Raw genomic sequence first — 17,295 nt, forward strand, 5'->3', positions numbered from 1 at the left:
ATAATACGAAATATCTTGTAAAGCGTAACACGTCATGTTAAAATGTTGGGGGCAAAAATATACGGATTTCACAAAGATAAAAAAGTTCAGAAAGGACTGTAGACAATGACACTTCAAGAATGTTATGTAAAAATTGGTGGCGATTATAATGATATTCTTCACCGGTTTATGAATGAAAATATGGTACGCAAATTTGTCCTCAAATTTCCGCAGGACAACAATATGGCTTTATTTGAAGAATCCTGGGCTAAAAAGGACTACGAAACCGCATTTCGTGCAATGCATACCTTAAAAGGTGTTGCCGTAAACCTTGGATTTACTGCACTTTACAATGTCAGCAGTGCTCTGACCGAAAAGCTCCGCAGCCAGGAATACGACAACCTTGACGGTTTGATCGCCGATGTCAAAAAACAGTATGATATCGTGATCGAAGCAATTGCAGCCCTTGGCTAAATCTTAAAACACTGACGATAAACAGGAAGAGACTGCTTCACCGCAGTCCCTTCCTGTTATGTTTTTCTATAGCTTTTTCTTCAGCATTTCCGGATTTGATGCATAGGAGAGAGCCGTCTCCGCCGTGATTCTCCCATCTTTATACAGATTCAGAAGACCAAAATCCATCGAATGCATTTCTTCTTTATTAGACGAATACACGACTCCATCAATCTGTGGAACCTTATTGTCGCGGATCATATTGCGGATCGCCGGAGTGATCGTCATGATCTCAAATACCGGGACCTGTTTTCCATCCACTGTCGGCACAAGCTGCTGTGAAATTACAGCCTGCAATACCATGGACAACTGAACTGCAATCTGCCTCTGCTGGTTTGCCGGAAATACATCAATGATACGGTCAACCGTATTTGCTGCTCCGATCGTATGCAGGGTAGAAAATACCAGATGCCCGGTTTCCGCTGCTGTCATTGCCACATCGATCGTCTCATAATCACGCATTTCACCAAGCAGGATCACATCCGGGCTCTGCCGGAGCGAAGCACGTAGCGCATTGACGTAGCTTTCCGTATCCACGTTGATCTCCCTCTGGCTTACAATACTTTTATCATGCCGGTGCAGATACTCGATCGGATCTTCCAGCGTAATGATATGCTTTTCCATTGAATGATTGATCTTATCCACCAGACAGGCAAGCGTAGTAGATTTTCCACTTCCCGCCGGGCCTGTCACAAGCACCAGTCCTTTTGACAGGTTATAAAAGCTCATCACCGGGTCCGGAATCCCGATCTCATTCGGCTCCGGCAGTTCAAATGTGATCACACGGATAACGGCTGAGAGCGCCCCCCTCTGTTTGTACGCACTGACACGAAATCTCGAAAGTCCCGGAACAGCAAAAGAAAAATCATCATCTCCTTTTTCTTCAAGAACCCGGATGTCCCGTCCTCCTGCCAGCTTATATAATTCCTCAACGCATTCTTTCGTCTGCGGCGGCATCAGCTTTTCTTCCTTCTCCCTGCAGATTCTTCCATTTGCCCGATAAGAAACCGGAAGACCTGCTACAACAAATATATCTGATGCATGATTTAAAACTGCCTTCTGAAGCAATACAATGATATCCATAGCTCAAACTCCTTTCGCGTCAGTCACTTCCAAGAACCGGAAGTGTTGACTTTTCTTCCCATTTCTCAGATGCTGACTCTTTCCATTTTACAACCTTCTGCGTTCCCTTTACCGGATCTGCCAGGATCTCGACTTCCAGATTCTGACTGTCCGTGACCGGAACCACATAGGAAATATCCAGATTCGCTCCGTCTTCTTCAGCTGTCACGCCCTCAATCTGCCGAATCGCAAATACAGGATCCTCTTTTGCAAATGCATCATCGATCTGCGCCATGATCTGCGCCGCTTTTGCATTTGCCTCACAATACGCCGTTTCCCGGCCGGCAAGCTGCTGACTATAACTCTGATCCCTTTTTGCACTTGACAGTGAGAGTGTGGCAAATGTCACCAGACACAGGATTACAAAGATCACAAGCAGGTACGACGTTCCGATCTGAATCCCCGGGTATGATCCCCTTTTCTTTCTCTTCATCCTGTCACTCCCTTTCCGTGCCTGTCATCCGGTCTGTTTCCACCGAATAGATTTCTTCCGGCTGTTCTCCGGACAGGCGCTGCACCGTAAATGTTCCATGCAAAAGCTTTCCATCCGGCTCCACCCGGATCACGATCTCATACGAAGCCTCATCCTTACTGCATTCCTTCCAGTCTGCGTCATAGAAGACCTCCGTGTCCTCCGTCAGCGCATCCGCAAGAAAAAGCTCTGTATACCCGGAAACTTTCTCAAGCGCCGTATTCAGTTCCTGTGTCTCGCGGCTGATCGTGTGCGCCTTCACAAAAATCTGCACACACACCGCAGAAGCAAGGCAGAAAAATAAAATTGCAATCATCAGTTCCAGCAAAAACAGGCTGGAACGCTTTGCCGGTGTCCGTTCCATAAATCTTCTCCTATCTTGCAGCGCTCTTCACACTGACAAATGTATCTGTCTTTTTCCCGTCTTCATTTTCACAATACAGATGAAAAATCCCATCTGAAGTTTCCTTAGCCTCGAAGTCCTTTGTTGCCAGGATCTTCCGTCCATCGGATGCTTTTGCTTCCGTTCCATCCCGGATAAAAAGCTCTCTTAAGTATCCATCATACGCATACAGATATGTCACATAATCCTTCTCATCATAACGCTGCCGAATCACGAGAGCATTTTCCCCATCGAAAGTTCCATCTGCTATCGCACCATTTTCATCATTCTGGTGCATTTTCTCCGTCACATAGGCAAGTGCCGTCCGTCCCGAATAGGAATCCGACGAGGCCTTCACCTGCCGGCTGTAAAATCCCGATGCAAGAACCACAATGGCGACCGATGATGCCGCCAGCACGAAAAAGACTGCAAGAGGAAAAAGAAAATCAATCACATGCTTTTTTTCATTTCTACGCTTCATGTCCATTTCCTCCTATCGTTCGATCACCATAATGTCCGGAAGAATATTGGCACCGGCAATCTGATAATCAATAAAAAACTGCTTCTTGTCATACTGGATCCCACAGTTTTCCGTCAGATCATCAAGCGTCTCCGGATAGTGTCCTTCCAGCGCATAGTACTGCGTCACACCACGCCAGAGTGCATTTTCCAGACTTTCCTTCTGCCTGCGTCTTGTCGTGTCCGAAAGCCTTTCAAATCCACTGAAAAAAGCACTGCAGATACATACAAACAGTAGAAGGGACAGACAGAAATTCCGAAGTGGGCGCTGCCGTTTTCCGTGATAAAACCGTTCCCGTTCTTTTCTCCACATAGCATACGCCTCCTAAAGCCCTGACATAATTCCAAGAAGCGGAAGCATAACCGACAGAAGGATCGTTCCGACGATCACCGACAGGATGATCACCAGCGTCGGTTCCAGAACTGCGATCATAGAAGAAAGCTTTTCATCCACTTCCTCCTCACACTCATCGGCAATCCTTCCCATCATCTCATCCATCATTCCGGCTTTCCCGGCAATGGATGTCATCCGCGCATAAACACCTGTGAAGATTCCGGCTTTCACCAGTGCCTCTGCGATATCCGTTCCATTTTCCATATCCGCTTTGCATTCTGCTACTTTCTTCCGGAAATCATCATCCTCGATCAGGTTCTCTGAAAATTCCATTCCCTGTTCCGGCGTCAGTCCGCTTTTCAGTGCCAGTGACATTCCTCCGGCAAACCGGCATGCCGACAGCTTATCCTTCAGCTCCCTTGAAAATGCAAACCCGGATCCGATGTGATACAGTTTCTTTCTGCCGCTCTCTGTCTTTGTAAAATAAATACCCGCACAGACGATCACCGCCAAAAGTACCGCAAACACCGCCGAATATCTGGAAAGAGCATTGCCTGCAAGCAGGATCCCTCTTGAAAATCCGGTCATTTCCTGGCCAAACTGGCGGAACACCTGATCAAATACCGGCATAACCTTTGTCATCAAAATGATAATGATCACCAGCATCATCCCGATCATCAGAAGAGGGTAGGAGATGGCACTCCGGACACTTCTCCTGATCGCTTCCTCTCGGTCATAATGCTCCGCCAGAGATTCCATTACTTCATCTAAAGTTCCTGTCTCTTCTCCGATCTGCGTCATACGGATCAGATACTCCGGAAATACTTTCGTCTCTTCCAGCGCCTGATCCAACCTGCCCGTATTCATCACTGACTGATAAATCTCATCCAACAGCTCTTTTTCTGCCTTCGTCTGCGCATCCTCCCGGAGAAGATCAACTCCCTCCAGGGAAGAAATCCCAGACTTCAGGATCATTGCCATTTCACTGCAGAACGAAGCAATTTCCAGATTCGTAAGCTTCCCCTGCTGTGTCCGCTTTTCCATATATGCCATCCTCCTTTTCACATTCCTGCCACATTCTTCTTATCCGGCTTCCTTTTATCTAATAGGTATACTTTGTGACATAATTCTTTCCATTTCCCACATACTTCTTCACATCCGAAGCACTGTTGTTTGCAGCAAGTGTCGGATCCATGATCGACCAGTTCTTTCCGTCAAATTCAATGATGTTATCCACCCAGCCGATCTCATCAACATAACAGCTGATCCATGCATGATACACATCACCGGAATAGCCAACCTCCAGCTTCGTCGGAATCCGCTGCGACCGGAGCATTGCCGACATCAACGCCGCATAATCAAAACAGATTCCTTTCCCTGTATCCAGTGTCTCATCCGGATCCGGTGTGTACCCATACGGAACATTCTCCGCTTTCTTTTTATCATAGGAAATATTTTTAATTACAAAATTATAAATCTGCGTTACCACATCCAGATCAGAATAGCAGTCCTTTCCTGCAAGACTCTCACCCTTTTTTACACACTTGGAATCTGCCGTGAAATTCACATAATAATTCGGATGCAGAAACGGGGCAAATTCATCTGTGATCTGTACGTCCAGATCCTGGGTAAAGCTTACCGCATACAGATTGTCCTCTACAGACACACTCTCCAGAAGTGTTACCTTATAAGAACCATTCCCGCCCGGAAGCGGATAAACCGCATAATCACCAACAACCGTAACCGGATAGGTATACTCTATGCCATCCGGGGATGTCACCTGGAGCTTGACTTTTTCATTACTTCCATTATAACAGATCATCACATAGCCATCTGCCGTATGGGATGCATCCAGTACAACCAGGTCATTTCCATATGTCACTTCACCGGAAGCCTCCGTCTGAAGCACCTGCGCCGACGGATCTCTCGGATCCCCCTTTTTCCCGGACTGGCTTTTTTTTCCCCCCGATGCACATCCGCCAGGTATCAGTACACCTGTCAGAAATAGCAGAAAAAAGAAAAGAAAAATCCTCTGCCAGCGTCTTTTTTGTTCATATAAATCGTTCTGCCGCACAGAATTCCTCCTTTCTTTTCCACAGTGAAACAGTCCCAAAAACTCAACTAGAAAAATTATAGCATAATCAAAACATTAAAAGAAGTTATTTGGTCTAAACTGCTTTAATTTATTTGACAAAGAAATCAAAGACCATTACAATAGAAATCAGTTATAAACCATCACAATAGTAAAATTGTGGGTTAATTTATGAGTGATCATTTACCTGTCTTAAAGGTTCGTTTATTCGGAGGATTCTCAGCAAGCTACGGAGAGATTCCCGTATCATTCGGACGCAACACAACGACAAAAGCAATGAAATTGTTGCAGATATTACTCTACCATGGCGATACCGGTATCTCCAGAGATAAGCTTCTTGATGAACTGTACGGAAGAGAAGAACTTGCCGATGCTGCCAACAACCTTCGGGTAACCGCACACCGTCTTAAAAAGATCATCGTAGATGCCGGACTTCCGAGTCATGATTATATCAACATCAAAAAAGGTATTTACCGATGGGATGCTCCGATGCCGACCGAAGTTGATGCACATCAGTTTGTGATTCTGTCAAAAGACGTGCAGGCGTGTACCGATAAGGTAAAAAAGCTGGCACTTCTTAAGAAAATCTGTCTGATGTATCGTGGAGAATTTCTTCCGGAACTCTCGGGAGATGAATGGGTTCTTGTTGAAAGCGTCCGCTATAAGAATATTTATTCCGAATCCCTTCAGGAGCTCTGTAAGCTTCTGATCGAACGCGGAGATTATGAAGAGACACTTCGTTTCTGTGAGCCGGCATGCCAGTTATATCCGTTCGATGAATGGCAATCCGTCCGCATCGACTGCTATATGGCATTGAACCGCTATAAGGATGCTGTGCAGGAATATGAGAACACTGCCAAATTATTTTTCGAAGAGCTTGGAATCCGCCCTTCTGAACATATGATGCAGCAGTTCGAGCAGATGAGCAGCCGCCTTAACTACAAACCACAGGAACTCGGCGACATCAAGGAACGTCTGAAAGAGGACGATATACGCGGCGGTGCTTTTTACTGCAGCCTGCCAAGTTTCCGTGACAGTTACCGTCTCGTTTCCCGAATCATTGAGAGGAACGGACAGTCCGTATACTTAATGTTATGTAGCATCACCAACGGAAAAGGAATGCCGATGGACAAGCCGGACAAGCTTGAAGTTCTTTCAGGTGAGCTTCAGAATACGATCCAGCAGTGTCTACGTAAAGGAGACTCCTTTACCAAATACAGCCCATCACAGTTTCTGATACTTCTCGTTGGTACGAACAAAGAGAACTGCAGCATGATTTTCGACAGAATCCAGAGATACTTCTCCAGAGAGCATAAAAGCTGGAAGCAGTACCTGGACTACTTCGTGTCCTCTGTAGCCGAAGTAGACCGGCAAGATTCACCGATTCAGTTCAATACTGAGAATAAAACCTGGTAAGCTGCAATCATGTTATCTTCGCAGCAGGGCAGAAATGGAGATAATTTATGGAACAAAGCTATCAAATCAGTTGGTATGCACCAAACTTTATTAACATGTGTATTGATAATATTAATGATGGAGAGCTGTCCGGTCGGATTTATCACTGCTACAGCAAAGAACCCTGGAAATTCACCAATATCCTTCAGTTGATCGAATTAGCTGATGATTTCTTCGACAAACTCGAATTTCCACAGGCATCCACCAGCGCACGTTCTTTCACTTCAACCCAGTTTTCAGGTGTTGACCGGCTTGATAAAGTACAGTCACCGGAAGATTTCATCGAGAATCGTGGACAAAAAGGGACTTTCTTTCTCAATGTCAGATACCGCCAGAATTCATCCTGGCAGGGCATCGTCCGCTGGATTGAAGGTAACTCTACACAACAGTTTGTAAGCGTACTTGAACTGCTTAAAATTCTCAGCAATGCATTAGTTTAAAGGAATGGCATTGTGAGAGATATCATTACATGAATGAATAAGAATTATACAGGCACCCTCTGATCACGGAATGTGATCAGAGGGTGCCTTTTAATTATCTTATAATTTTATTCTTTCTTAATTGCTTTTCATAAAAAACTCCAGTACCATTTGAATAGGCGTATGTAGAAAATCGAATCATATATGATATATGAATTCTTTGATTGTAGAAAAAATTATATATCTACATGAAACATGAGATATGGCGAATTTACTTATGAACTGTTTTCTATTATAATGGAGGTAAGCAATGAGAAAACAAAAGAAGAAATCTCGCCATAGCAAACAAACCCACAACCGGCAGTATAAGGACCGGTTATGGAGAATGATCTTTAATAACAAAGAAGATCTGCTGCAGCTTTATAATGCGATCAACCGCACGGACTATCAGAACCCTGATGACCTGGAGGTAAACACATTGGAAGATGTCCTTTATCTGTCCATGAAAAATGATGTGTCCTTTCTGGTCGGCGGAACCATGAATCTGTATGAACATCAAAGCACTTTTAACCCAAACATGCCTCTTCGCGGAGTCTTTTATTTCTCCCGGTTATATGAAGGGTATGTTGCAGATAATAATCTGATGATCTACCATGAAAAAAGAGTCAGGCTTCCAAAGCCGAAATATATTGTCTTTTACAATGGTACAAAAAATCAGCCAGATTCCATGGAGTTAAAGCTTTCAGACTGCTTTGAAAATACAAATAACGACGCACCTTGCCTGGAATGCACCGCAACCATGTTGAACATCAACTATGGTCACAATCAGGAGCTGATGAAGCACTGCAGAAGGCTTGAAGAATATTCCATATTTGTCCAATGTGTCAGGGAATATATACAGTCGGAACCTTCTGTAGAAGATGCATTAGAAAAAGCAATTGATACCTGTATTCACCAGGATGTGTTGGCAGATTTTCTCAAGAAACATCGAGCGGAGGTGACGAATATGATCCTGACGACATATGATAAAGACTTATATGAGAAAACCTTGAAGGAAGATGCCAGAGAAGAAGGTAGAGAAGAAGGACTTATGGAAGGACGCGCTAGAGGCAGAGAAGAAGGCAGAGTGGAAGGCAGAGAAGAAGGTATGGAATATCTAAATCAGCTAAACAAATATCTCTTAAAATCCAAGCGCTACAATGACCTCGAACGTGCTACCGAAGATATCGAATATCAAAAGAAACTATTAAAAGAATTTGGCATTGAATCGAATGATACTAAGTAAATTATCTGCGTTATGCCAAACGGAGGTAACAAATATGATCCTGACGACATATGATAAAGACTTATATGAGAAAACCTTGAAGGAAGATGCCAGAGAAGAAGGTAGAGCGGAAGGGCTTATGGAAGGACGCGCTGAAATCAGAGCAGAATTAAACCAGTTAACCATATGTCTTCTAAATGCCAAACGCTACAACGATCTGGAACATGCCGCAAAAGACATCGAATACCAAAAGAAACTATTAAAAGAATTAGGCATTGAATAAAAACTAAATAACCCTTACCCCATCCCGTGACTGATCACCGTCTAAGATGCAGTGCATCTCCCCAATATCAGTCACGGGATCTTTTTGTCCGGAAAACTCCTCTCCTTCACCGCTATAACCAGATTGCTCCTTTTCTATGCGCTCCCCGCAATCTATACTTTTTGCACCTCCATCACATTATTCCCAACTTTTACTTCTATTTTAATATCCCAATACATATAGTAGAGTCAGACGCAAATATTACGCACTCCTACAAATCATGATGTTGGGGTTCAAAGGTATTTTGCCCCTTTGATACCAGATTGCTACGTGCTTTGCACTCTCGCAATCCTCAAAAGCATTCGTAATCCGCTCATTTTTCTTTGAAAAATGGCTACTTACTCATGGTTTTGGCGGGTCAAGAGGTCAAAAATCCTCTTGCAAGCAAGTTTGCATCGGCTTTCTGACCTTTTGACCCTGGTATCAAATCATTATATTATTACAAAAACATTACTATTTCTTGTTATAACTTAAAAAAGTTAATATTTTTCGTTATTGGTAATGATTCACGTAATGCTTTGTCAGATACAATACCTATATAAGATAAAAAAGTCTAAATAATTAGGAAGGGCAGATGAAAACTGACATGAATAAAAAGCAAAAAAATACAAGAACTTTTTTAATAAAAATCATGGATCAGCAGAACGGTACCTGGCAGGGCAGCGTTACTTGGGTGGAAGAGCAGCGAGAGCAGCATTTCCGCAGTGCCCTTGAATTATTGAAGCTGATAGACGGAGCACTTGATAACAATTATGAAGTCAGAATTGAGGAATAGAAGGAGGACGCCATGAAAAGTAATACAAAGAAACGATTAATAGCATTCATGCTTTGCATGGTACTTGTGCTTAGCAGTGCGATATCAGCATTTGCTGATGAAGGAACCGTTCATCGTGTTCCAACAGATACAGTGGAGTTATCCAGTGAAATCATGAAAGATGGTGTCTCACAGGGTACTTTATTTGCTACCATACCGGGAGAAGCATTCCAGTCAACGGAAGAAAATGCAACTCTACAAATGAATCTACAATCGGAAACAGAAGAGTCGACCGTAATCGAAAATATTCAGAATGAACTGGAAGCTCGTGGAATCACTGAATATACGATTCATCAGACGATAATGGGAGATGTATCATTTTCTGTCAGTCCTGAAGCAAATGCACAGATTCCTGAAAAACCGATTCATTTCCGTTTTGAAAACACAGCATTAGATACAACCCATGCAATGGGATTTGTATATGATTCTTCTAATAATACAACTACATTATATGAACTGAATGAAAATACACTTCAGTTTGAAGAAGATGTAGAGATGAAAACAGAGTCAATCGTAGTTGGATGTTTTGATGTAATTGAAAAGGCAACTAACAAAACTACAGAAGATGTTACTGAACCAGAAAATCCAAAAGCAGAAAAAAATGAATCTACCCCACAGGAAAACAATAATGTTCAGGTTGCTGATACACAAAGAACAGTAAGTATTACAGAAAACTATGGAAAGCTGACAGCTAATTACAGTGATACAACGGCAGATGTTGGATATGTTTGGTATCGAAGCATAAATGGTGCAGATGAGGAACAGCAGATTCCAACACAGTATTCCAGTACGACAGGTACAAACCTCGGAAAAGATATTAGCACTGATGGAAAAGATCTCTACATTGCATTGAATGGTGGAGCGCTCAAATATAATGGGAATAACTCAGTAACCTATAAAGTAAAAGCGTATGCTAAAAATGATTTAAATGAGTACGGCTTGCCAAGGGACGGAGTAACAGCACTTGCAACAAGTTCTGTATATAATGTGACCGGATACTATGAAGTACAGAATGGAAGTTTTGAGACACCAATTGTTACGGATTATCATCAGAATACAAATAACTGGCAGTTCTCAAATGAAAATTATAAAAGATTAGACGGTGTTTGGCAGACAACAGGTACACATGAGGCAGATACCAGATGGTCTGATGAGGAAGGTGCGGATATCGAAATTGTTACTACGACATCAGGAACATCATTAAAACGTTATGATGACAGAGATCAGAGATATAATTGGCATGGAGATGAGATAGCAGCAGATGGAAATCAGTTTGCAGAACTTAACTGTGCAGCTGCCGGAGCATTATATCAGGATGTTCTTACGACACCCGGAGAAGTTTTAAATTATCAGGTGGCACATAGAGCACGAGGATCGAACGGAAATGATAGCTCTGCGGTAGAATATGATACAATGTATGTTGTTGCAATGTCCAGTGACCTGGCTAAAAATATTACGACTCAGGCTCAGGTGTTAGACGTTGTCAATAATAAGGAAAAGTATCCGGGAGCAATGGTTGCTACCTATACAGACGGAGATCGTTCTTGGACAACTCATCAGGGAACTTATACTGTAGCAAGTAATCAGTATTCTACACGTTTCTTCTTCGTTGCAGGTAGTACAGCATCCAATATTGATACAGTCGGAAACTTTATTGATAATGTAAGATTTACACGAGACAGATTGACACCAGTAGCAGGTACAGCAAATGTTACTGTAACCAAAACCATTACCGGTTTGAGCGCTGCAGATGCAGAGACATTGGCTAACAAACTTTCGTTTAAAGTAAGTGATGTAAGAACCTTATCATATAATGATATGACCTGGACATATGAAAATGGCGTTTACAGAGGAAGTACGATTGTAAATATTCCACAGGATAAATGTGGTGACATCAATATCGAAGAAACAGGTCCATTAGATGTATCAGGATATACTAGAAATACATCTATATTCGTAGACAGTACGGTAGCCGGAAGCGGAATTACTTCTACAAATATGAACATTGCAGTTGGAAATTCCAGGAGCGTAGAATTTAAAAATAACTATTCTCAGAATGGCGGTTCCGGTGAAACTGTTGAAAGCAAGATGTTTCATGAAAAGTACATCAAACGTAATGACGATGGTACATATGATATTACACTGAATGCTTCCGGAACAATTGGCTCCGATGTAAAGAAAGCTTTTGTTGATATTGTGCTGGTGGTTGATACTTCTGGTAGTATGGATGGAAGTAATTTAACAAATACAAAGAAGGCAATTAACGCCTTAGTAGATGTTTTTGATGCAAAAAAGGAAACAGTAGATACAAAATACAAATTAGTCACCTTTAGTTCATCAGCTAAAACAAAAACAAATGATTGGGTTAATGGAACTAACCTGAAGAAAGCAGTAAAAAATTTGTCCGCAGATGGCGGAACAAATTATGACCAGGGATTATCACAAGCTGCCACCGCAATAAATAACAGTAATAGAGAAAATGCAAAGAAAATTGTCATTTTCCTGACAGATGGAAAACCGACTTACTATGGAACAAAACCATATGGATATGGAAAAGAGACAAGCAAAAAAACGCTTGAGGCAGCAGTAACATCTGCTGGTAAGATTAGCTGCGAAAGGTTTTATGCAGTTGGAATTGGACTTCCAAACTCTATTAATATTTATACACATGATGACGAAGAAAAATGGGAACATGGTTATTATACATGGGGTGGATGGAATCAAGGAACTTGTCCAGATGGTGGAACTTATTCTAATGGATACGATATTTCTGAACAAATCAGTGGATTAAGTATTTTAGAGAGACTATCTGGAGCAGTTACAGCAAGTACCAAAAGAGCGATTAATTATTCAAATCCTTCCGATCTTACAGGAGAATTTACAAGTATTGCTGGTGACATCTTAACGTTGGCATGCTCAAAGGTTACAATTACTGATACATTAAGCAAGTATGTAGATACAACAGCTAATACAAAAATTAAAGTAAATATTGCACAGAAAACCGCAAATGGTTACACAAATGTGTCAGGCAAGGGACGTGAATTTACATTAACAGATGGTTCTTTAGCTGCCAGTGATGTTTACGAAGGTACTACTAAAATTGCTACGGTAAGTTACAATAAAGATACGAAAACCGCAGCACTAAAATTTGAAGATAGTTACACGTTCAAAGAAAATTACTATTATTATCTGTCCATTACAAATGTTGTGCCTAACCAGACTGCATTTGATGAATATCAAAAGACAGCTTATCCTAACAAAGGTGATAAATACACAGATGCATCTTCAGATGGTTATTCTGCAGTTGAAACTGGAACATCATCAGAAAAGGCAGGTTTCTATTCAAACAGCGCAGCAACGATTTCTTATAAGTGGAAAGACAGCAATGTTACAGAAAATTATAGAAAACCAGTTGTTCAAGTTGAACAGATTCGAGTTAAAAAAACTTGGGTAGGAATCACTGATCCAAAGGATACCGTTTTAGTACAATTAATTGATAAAACTGGAAATCCGGTTTCAGGACGCATTCTTGAATTGTTACCTGGGAAAAATTACAGTGGTTCTTTCACTGTAGAAGAAGCAGATAATTACGGCGGTGTTCGTGAGCTGAAGTTGGATGACACAAACGGGACAATTATTTATAAGGGTCATAAGTACAGTATAATCAACGCAGATGGAACAACAACTATCAGAGGAACGACATACACAGTAACTTATAGTACATCTGGTAATCGTTACACCATTACAAATACCAAGAGTGCTCAGAAAATTAAAATTCTGAAAACAAGACATGCAGAAGGTACACCGGATATTTATCTGAAAGATGCAGAATTTACTCTGGTAGACAGTAATGGAAAAGTAGTAAAGATTGGCACAAATACAAATGGAACTTACATTTCAGATGCAAATGGTCTAGTCTTGGAAGGCGATATTGCTTATGGTACTTATTCACTGACTGAGGTGAAAGCACCATCAGGTTATACCAAGCTGGCAAATCCTATCACTGTAACAGTAAATGATAAAGGTATTACCGTTTCAGGAAATACAAATGTAAAGGTTAAAACAACAAATAATACCTACGTCATTACAGTGGCAAATGATTTGCTTTATGAACTGCCTCACACCGGAGGCACCGGAATTTACTTGTATATGATTGGCGGCATGTTACTTATGTTTGCAGCCGTATGGATCTTATATAAAAGCAAATGCAAGGAGGTGCTGGAAAAATAATTGTAAGAATTAATTTTTCAGTGGCTTCTTGCCACACAAAAACGTTATTATCCCATATGAGGGGACAATAAAAAATGGGCAAAGCCCTTAAAAGAAAAGGAGACAAAAATATGAAGAAGATGAGAAAACTCTTTGCAGTGTTATTAACACTGGCTATGGTACTCGGAATGAGTATGACATCGTTTGCTGCAAAAGCTGGTGCAACAATTACAATTAGTGGTCTTGCAACCAACCACCCACAAGAAGTAAAAATTTATGAAATTTATCGTTTAAATGATACTGATAATGCTTGGTCTTTAAATTCATTTGCAGACGGTATTATTACTACAGAAGATGATTTAAAAAAGGCCGACAAATTGAACGCATTAAAGGAAAAAATTGCTCAGGATAGCATCGATGCTTTTGATACAATAACAACAACAGCAGACGCCAATGGAGTATTTGCTAATTCTGTTGCTTTTCCAAATACAGGAAAAGAATTACAAGCTGGTGCTTATCTCGTTCTTGTAAGAGACACAGAAAGTGAAACTAAATATAGCCCAATGGTTGTTACAACATATGGTTATGACAAAAACAATAATTTAATTAAACCTATTGATGCATCTGCTGTAGCAAAAGCAGAATCATATAATATTACTAAAACTGTCGATGATGACGTTGCAGAAGTTGGCGATACAGTAACTTACACTGTAAAAACAACCGTTCCTTATGTAAAAATAGGTGAAATTACAACTTTTGTAGTAACTGATACTCTTACAGGTGCTGATTTTATCCTTGACAACGCAACTATTACAATCGCTGGAACACCAATTATTGACGTAGCCTTTGACCTCGATAAACCAAACAATAAAATTACATTAAATTTTTCAAAGTATGCAACAGATGAAAATACTTATGCTGGTCAGGAAGTTGTCATTACTTATAGTGCAAGAATTAACTCTGTAGATACAGCTACAAACAAAGTAGAATCTAATCACATTCCGGATGGAAAAGTTACTGTTACTGTATATACCGGAACAGCTACCATTACCAAATATGGTGAAGAAAAAGATGGTGAAAGACCAACACTTGAAGGTGCAGAATTTGCAGTATACAAAATTGAAAACGGCAAATATTTATATGCAAAAATTGCTAATGGATATGTAACTGGCGAATGGCTTGAAGGAACAGCTACAAAAGTTCCAGAAGGTGCTGGTAAAGTCGTAACTGGTACGAACGGAATAGCTACCGTTAAAGGTCTTGATATCAATGAAACTTACTACTTCAAAGAAACTGTAGCACCTGATGGATATTCTCTTAATTCAACCTCTTCTACTGTAACACTTACTAAAGAAAAAAAAGATGGTGTTGTAACAGTTTCAGGTTCAACATCCATGAATGATACCAAACTTTCTTCCCTTCCATCAACCGGTGGCATCGGTACAACAATCTTCACAATCGCTGGATGCGTTATCATGATCGCAGCAGCTGGTCTGTTCTTCGCAAGCCGCAAGAAATCAGACAACAAATAATTGCAATAATTATTTATAATCAGATATTGAATCCGGGGCAGGTCGCCCCGGATTCCTAAAAAATAATACAACAGCAAGGAGAGTTCGGATGAAACGCAAAGCAAACAAACTTATTATTGGCATCATATTTTTAGCCGGGTTGTCCTTACTGCTGTATCCATTCGTTGCAAACCAGTGGAATAACTACAGGCAGAAGCAATTGATCAGCAGTTATAAACAGACTGTATCCGAAAAGGATGCAGCACATGAGATTGATTATGACGCAGAACTGCAGAAAGCAGAAGCTTACAACGAAGCATTACTTCCAAGTATCCTTCCTGACTCATTTGCAGTAGCCGCAGCCAGTGACAAAGAAGACCAGTCCTACATGGATGCTCTGAATATTGCCGGTGACGAGATGATGGGAATCGTGGAGATCCCGAAGATTGACATCAAGCTTCCGATCTACCACACTACCGATGAAGATGTTCTCAAACAGGCAGCCGGACATCTGGAAGGAAGCTCTCTTCCAATCGGCGGTAAAAGTACACACGCCGTTATCTCCGCACACCGTGGACTTCCGAGTGCGTCTCTTTTTACCGATCTGGATCAGCTGGAAGAAGGCGATCATTTTCTGATCCATGTATTAAACGAAACATTATGTTATGAAGTCGACAAGATTTCCGTAGTAAAACCGGAAGAAACTTCCTCTCTTGCAGTAGAAGAAGGAAAAGATCTTGTAACACTTCTTACCTGTACTCCATACGGAGTCAATACCGAGCGGCTTTTGGTCCGTGGTCACAGAGTACCTTATGTGGAACAGGAAGTTGCCGATGAGAAGACACCGCTCAGCGGAATTAGTCTTCATACAAATTATCTTTTATGGGTAATTATTGGTCTTGTAATTACCATAATCTTCATCCTTGTGCTATACTTAAAGGAGAAGAAGCTTCAAAAGAAGAAAAATGAGACCTCTTAAAAAGAGAATAAGAACGAGAAAGGGAATATGCCTATGAAAAGAAAAATCTCAACCTTCCTTTTCGGTCTGTTATTCTTGATAGGATTTGGGATTCTGATCTACCCGACGGTATCCAACCAGTGGAACACCTACAGACAGAATCAGCTGATCAGCAGCTATGACAATACAATACAGGACATGGAACCGGAGGACTTCACCTCTGAGTGGGAAAAGGCAAAAGCTTTCAATGATACCATTCAGCAGAACAACCTCTACGGAGATGTATTTGGTGAAGATGAAAATGACATCAAAGACACCGAATACTGGAAGATCCTGAACGTTGCAGATGACGGAGTAATGGGATATCTTTCCATTCCGAAGATCAACATCAAGCTTGCCATTTACCATGGCACCGGTGACAAGGATCTGCAGACCGGTGTCGGACATCTGAACGGCACAAAGCTTCCGATCGGAGGGGAAAGTACCCACAGTGTTCTCGCAGCTCACCGTGGACTTCCAAGCGCAAAGCTTTTTACCGATATCGATCAACTCAAAGTTGGCGATAAATTTTACATCCATGTACTAGATGAAGTCCTTGCCTACAAGGTAGACCAGATTCTTCCGATGGTAGACAAAGACGATCATGAAACACTGGAGAAAGCACTCCAAATTGAAGAAGGAAAAGACCAGGTAACTTTATTTACCTGTACTCCATACGGAGTCAATTCCCACCGTCTTCTCGTAAGAGGAACCAGAGTTCCATATAACGGCGAAGAGGATGCTACCGAATCAGTTACAGATTCTATGGTAAAAGCCATTCAGAATTATTATATGCTCTATTTAATTTTAGGACTTTCAATCACGATTCTTGTGATCATTCTCTTGCGATTCCTTTCTAAGAGAAACGCTCACAAAGAATAACCAAGATTT

17 protein-coding genes are annotated in these 17,295 nt (G+C 41.4%); 10 read left to right on the plus strand and 7 right to left on the minus strand.

Translation table 11 applies throughout. From position 1 onward, the window contains the following. Positions 1 to 105 precede the first annotated feature (105 nt). Positions 106 to 453, plus strand: a complete 348-nt coding sequence (locus AB5213_RS12000; protein ID WP_055297464.1) for an Hpt domain-containing protein — start codon at positions 106 to 108, stop codon at positions 451 to 453. A 66-nt stretch (positions 454 to 519) separates the two neighbouring features. Here the strand turns inward: AB5213_RS12000 and AB5213_RS12005 are convergent, their stop codons facing one another. Genes AB5213_RS12005 through AB5213_RS12035 form a run of 7 tightly spaced genes read right to left on the minus strand, consistent with a single transcriptional unit; the run spans position 520 to position 5,395 of the window. Then, entirely contained in the window at positions 520 to 1,575 is a 1,056-nt protein-coding gene (locus AB5213_RS12005; protein ID WP_368276761.1) for a type IV pilus twitching motility protein PilT, read from the minus strand. A gap of 19 nt (positions 1,576 to 1,594) precedes the next feature. Beyond that, entirely contained in the window at positions 1,595 to 2,047 is a 453-nt protein-coding gene (locus AB5213_RS12010) for a hypothetical protein (protein WP_008371201.1), read from the minus strand. Positions 2,048 to 2,051: 4 nt separating this feature from the next. Then, positions 2,052 to 2,450, minus strand: a complete 399-nt coding sequence (locus AB5213_RS12015; protein WP_368276762.1) for a hypothetical protein — start codon at positions 2,448 to 2,450, stop codon at positions 2,052 to 2,054. A 10-nt stretch (positions 2,451 to 2,460) separates the two neighbouring features. Continuing rightward, a complete protein-coding gene (locus AB5213_RS12020; RefSeq protein WP_117836016.1) occupies positions 2,461 to 2,949 on the minus strand; it encodes a DUF4860 domain-containing protein in 489 nt (162 codons plus the stop codon). 12 nt (positions 2,950 to 2,961) lie between these two features. After that, a complete protein-coding gene (locus AB5213_RS12025) occupies positions 2,962 to 3,300 on the minus strand; it encodes a hypothetical protein (protein WP_368276763.1) in 339 nt (112 codons plus the stop codon). Between the two features lie 12 nt (positions 3,301 to 3,312). Beyond that, positions 3,313 to 4,365, minus strand: coding sequence for a type II secretion system F family protein (locus AB5213_RS12030; protein ID WP_252209910.1), 1,053 nt, complete (start codon positions 4,363 to 4,365; stop codon positions 3,313 to 3,315). 58 nt (positions 4,366 to 4,423) lie between these two features. Next, positions 4,424 to 5,395 carry a transglutaminase-like domain-containing protein gene (locus tag AB5213_RS12035; protein WP_368276764.1) on the minus strand — a complete coding sequence of 324 codons (972 nt, stop codon included), beginning with the start codon at positions 5,393 to 5,395 and terminating at the stop codon, positions 4,424 to 4,426. A 189-nt stretch (positions 5,396 to 5,584) separates the two neighbouring features. On the opposite strand from AB5213_RS12035, the gene AB5213_RS12040 reads away from it, so the two are divergent. The 9 genes from AB5213_RS12040 to AB5213_RS12080 all read left to right on the plus strand — a co-directional run bounded on the left by AB5213_RS12040 (position 5,585) and on the right by AB5213_RS12080 (position 17,286). Next, on the plus strand, positions 5,585 to 6,829 hold the full coding sequence (locus AB5213_RS12040) for a BTAD domain-containing putative transcriptional regulator (protein WP_368276765.1): 1,245 nt from the start codon (positions 5,585 to 5,587) through the stop codon (positions 6,827 to 6,829). Positions 6,830 to 6,876: 47 nt separating this feature from the next. Beyond that, the gene (locus AB5213_RS12045) at positions 6,877 to 7,308 is read left to right on the plus strand and encodes a hypothetical protein (RefSeq protein WP_195253433.1); all 432 of its coding nucleotides are present in this window, start codon (positions 6,877 to 6,879) and stop codon (positions 7,306 to 7,308) included. Between the two features lie 289 nt (positions 7,309 to 7,597). Next, the gene (locus AB5213_RS12050) at positions 7,598 to 8,572 is read left to right on the plus strand and encodes a hypothetical protein (protein ID WP_368276766.1); all 975 of its coding nucleotides are present in this window, start codon (positions 7,598 to 7,600) and stop codon (positions 8,570 to 8,572) included. A 34-nt stretch (positions 8,573 to 8,606) separates the two neighbouring features. Continuing rightward, the gene (locus tag AB5213_RS12055; RefSeq protein ID WP_368276767.1) at positions 8,607 to 8,834 is read left to right on the plus strand and encodes a hypothetical protein; all 228 of its coding nucleotides are present in this window, start codon (positions 8,607 to 8,609) and stop codon (positions 8,832 to 8,834) included. Positions 8,835 to 9,504: 670 nt separating this feature from the next. Further along, positions 9,505 to 9,648, plus strand: a complete 144-nt coding sequence (locus AB5213_RS12060) for a hypothetical protein (protein ID WP_243863669.1) — start codon at positions 9,505 to 9,507, stop codon at positions 9,646 to 9,648. Between the two features lie 12 nt (positions 9,649 to 9,660). Further along, a complete protein-coding gene (locus AB5213_RS12065) occupies positions 9,661 to 13,917 on the plus strand; it encodes a VWA domain-containing protein (RefSeq protein ID WP_368276768.1) in 4,257 nt (1,418 codons plus the stop codon). 110 nt (positions 13,918 to 14,027) lie between these two features. Beyond that, entirely contained in the window at positions 14,028 to 15,428 is a 1,401-nt protein-coding gene (locus tag AB5213_RS12070) for a SpaH/EbpB family LPXTG-anchored major pilin (protein ID WP_368276769.1), read from the plus strand. Between the two features lie 88 nt (positions 15,429 to 15,516). Beyond that, a complete protein-coding gene (locus AB5213_RS12075; protein WP_368276770.1) occupies positions 15,517 to 16,386 on the plus strand; it encodes a class C sortase in 870 nt (289 codons plus the stop codon). 33 nt (positions 16,387 to 16,419) lie between these two features. After that, positions 16,420 to 17,286 (plus strand): class C sortase, encoded by an 867-nt coding sequence (locus tag AB5213_RS12080; RefSeq protein WP_368276771.1) that lies wholly within the window; start codon positions 16,420 to 16,422, stop codon positions 17,284 to 17,286. Positions 17,287 to 17,295 lie beyond the last annotated feature (9 nt).

The sequence above is a fragment of the Coprococcus sp. RTP21204st1_G4_RTP21204_210225 genome (assembly GCF_040915385.1).
Taxonomy (GTDB): domain Bacteria; phylum Bacillota; class Clostridia; order Lachnospirales; family Lachnospiraceae; genus Allocoprococcus; species Allocoprococcus comes.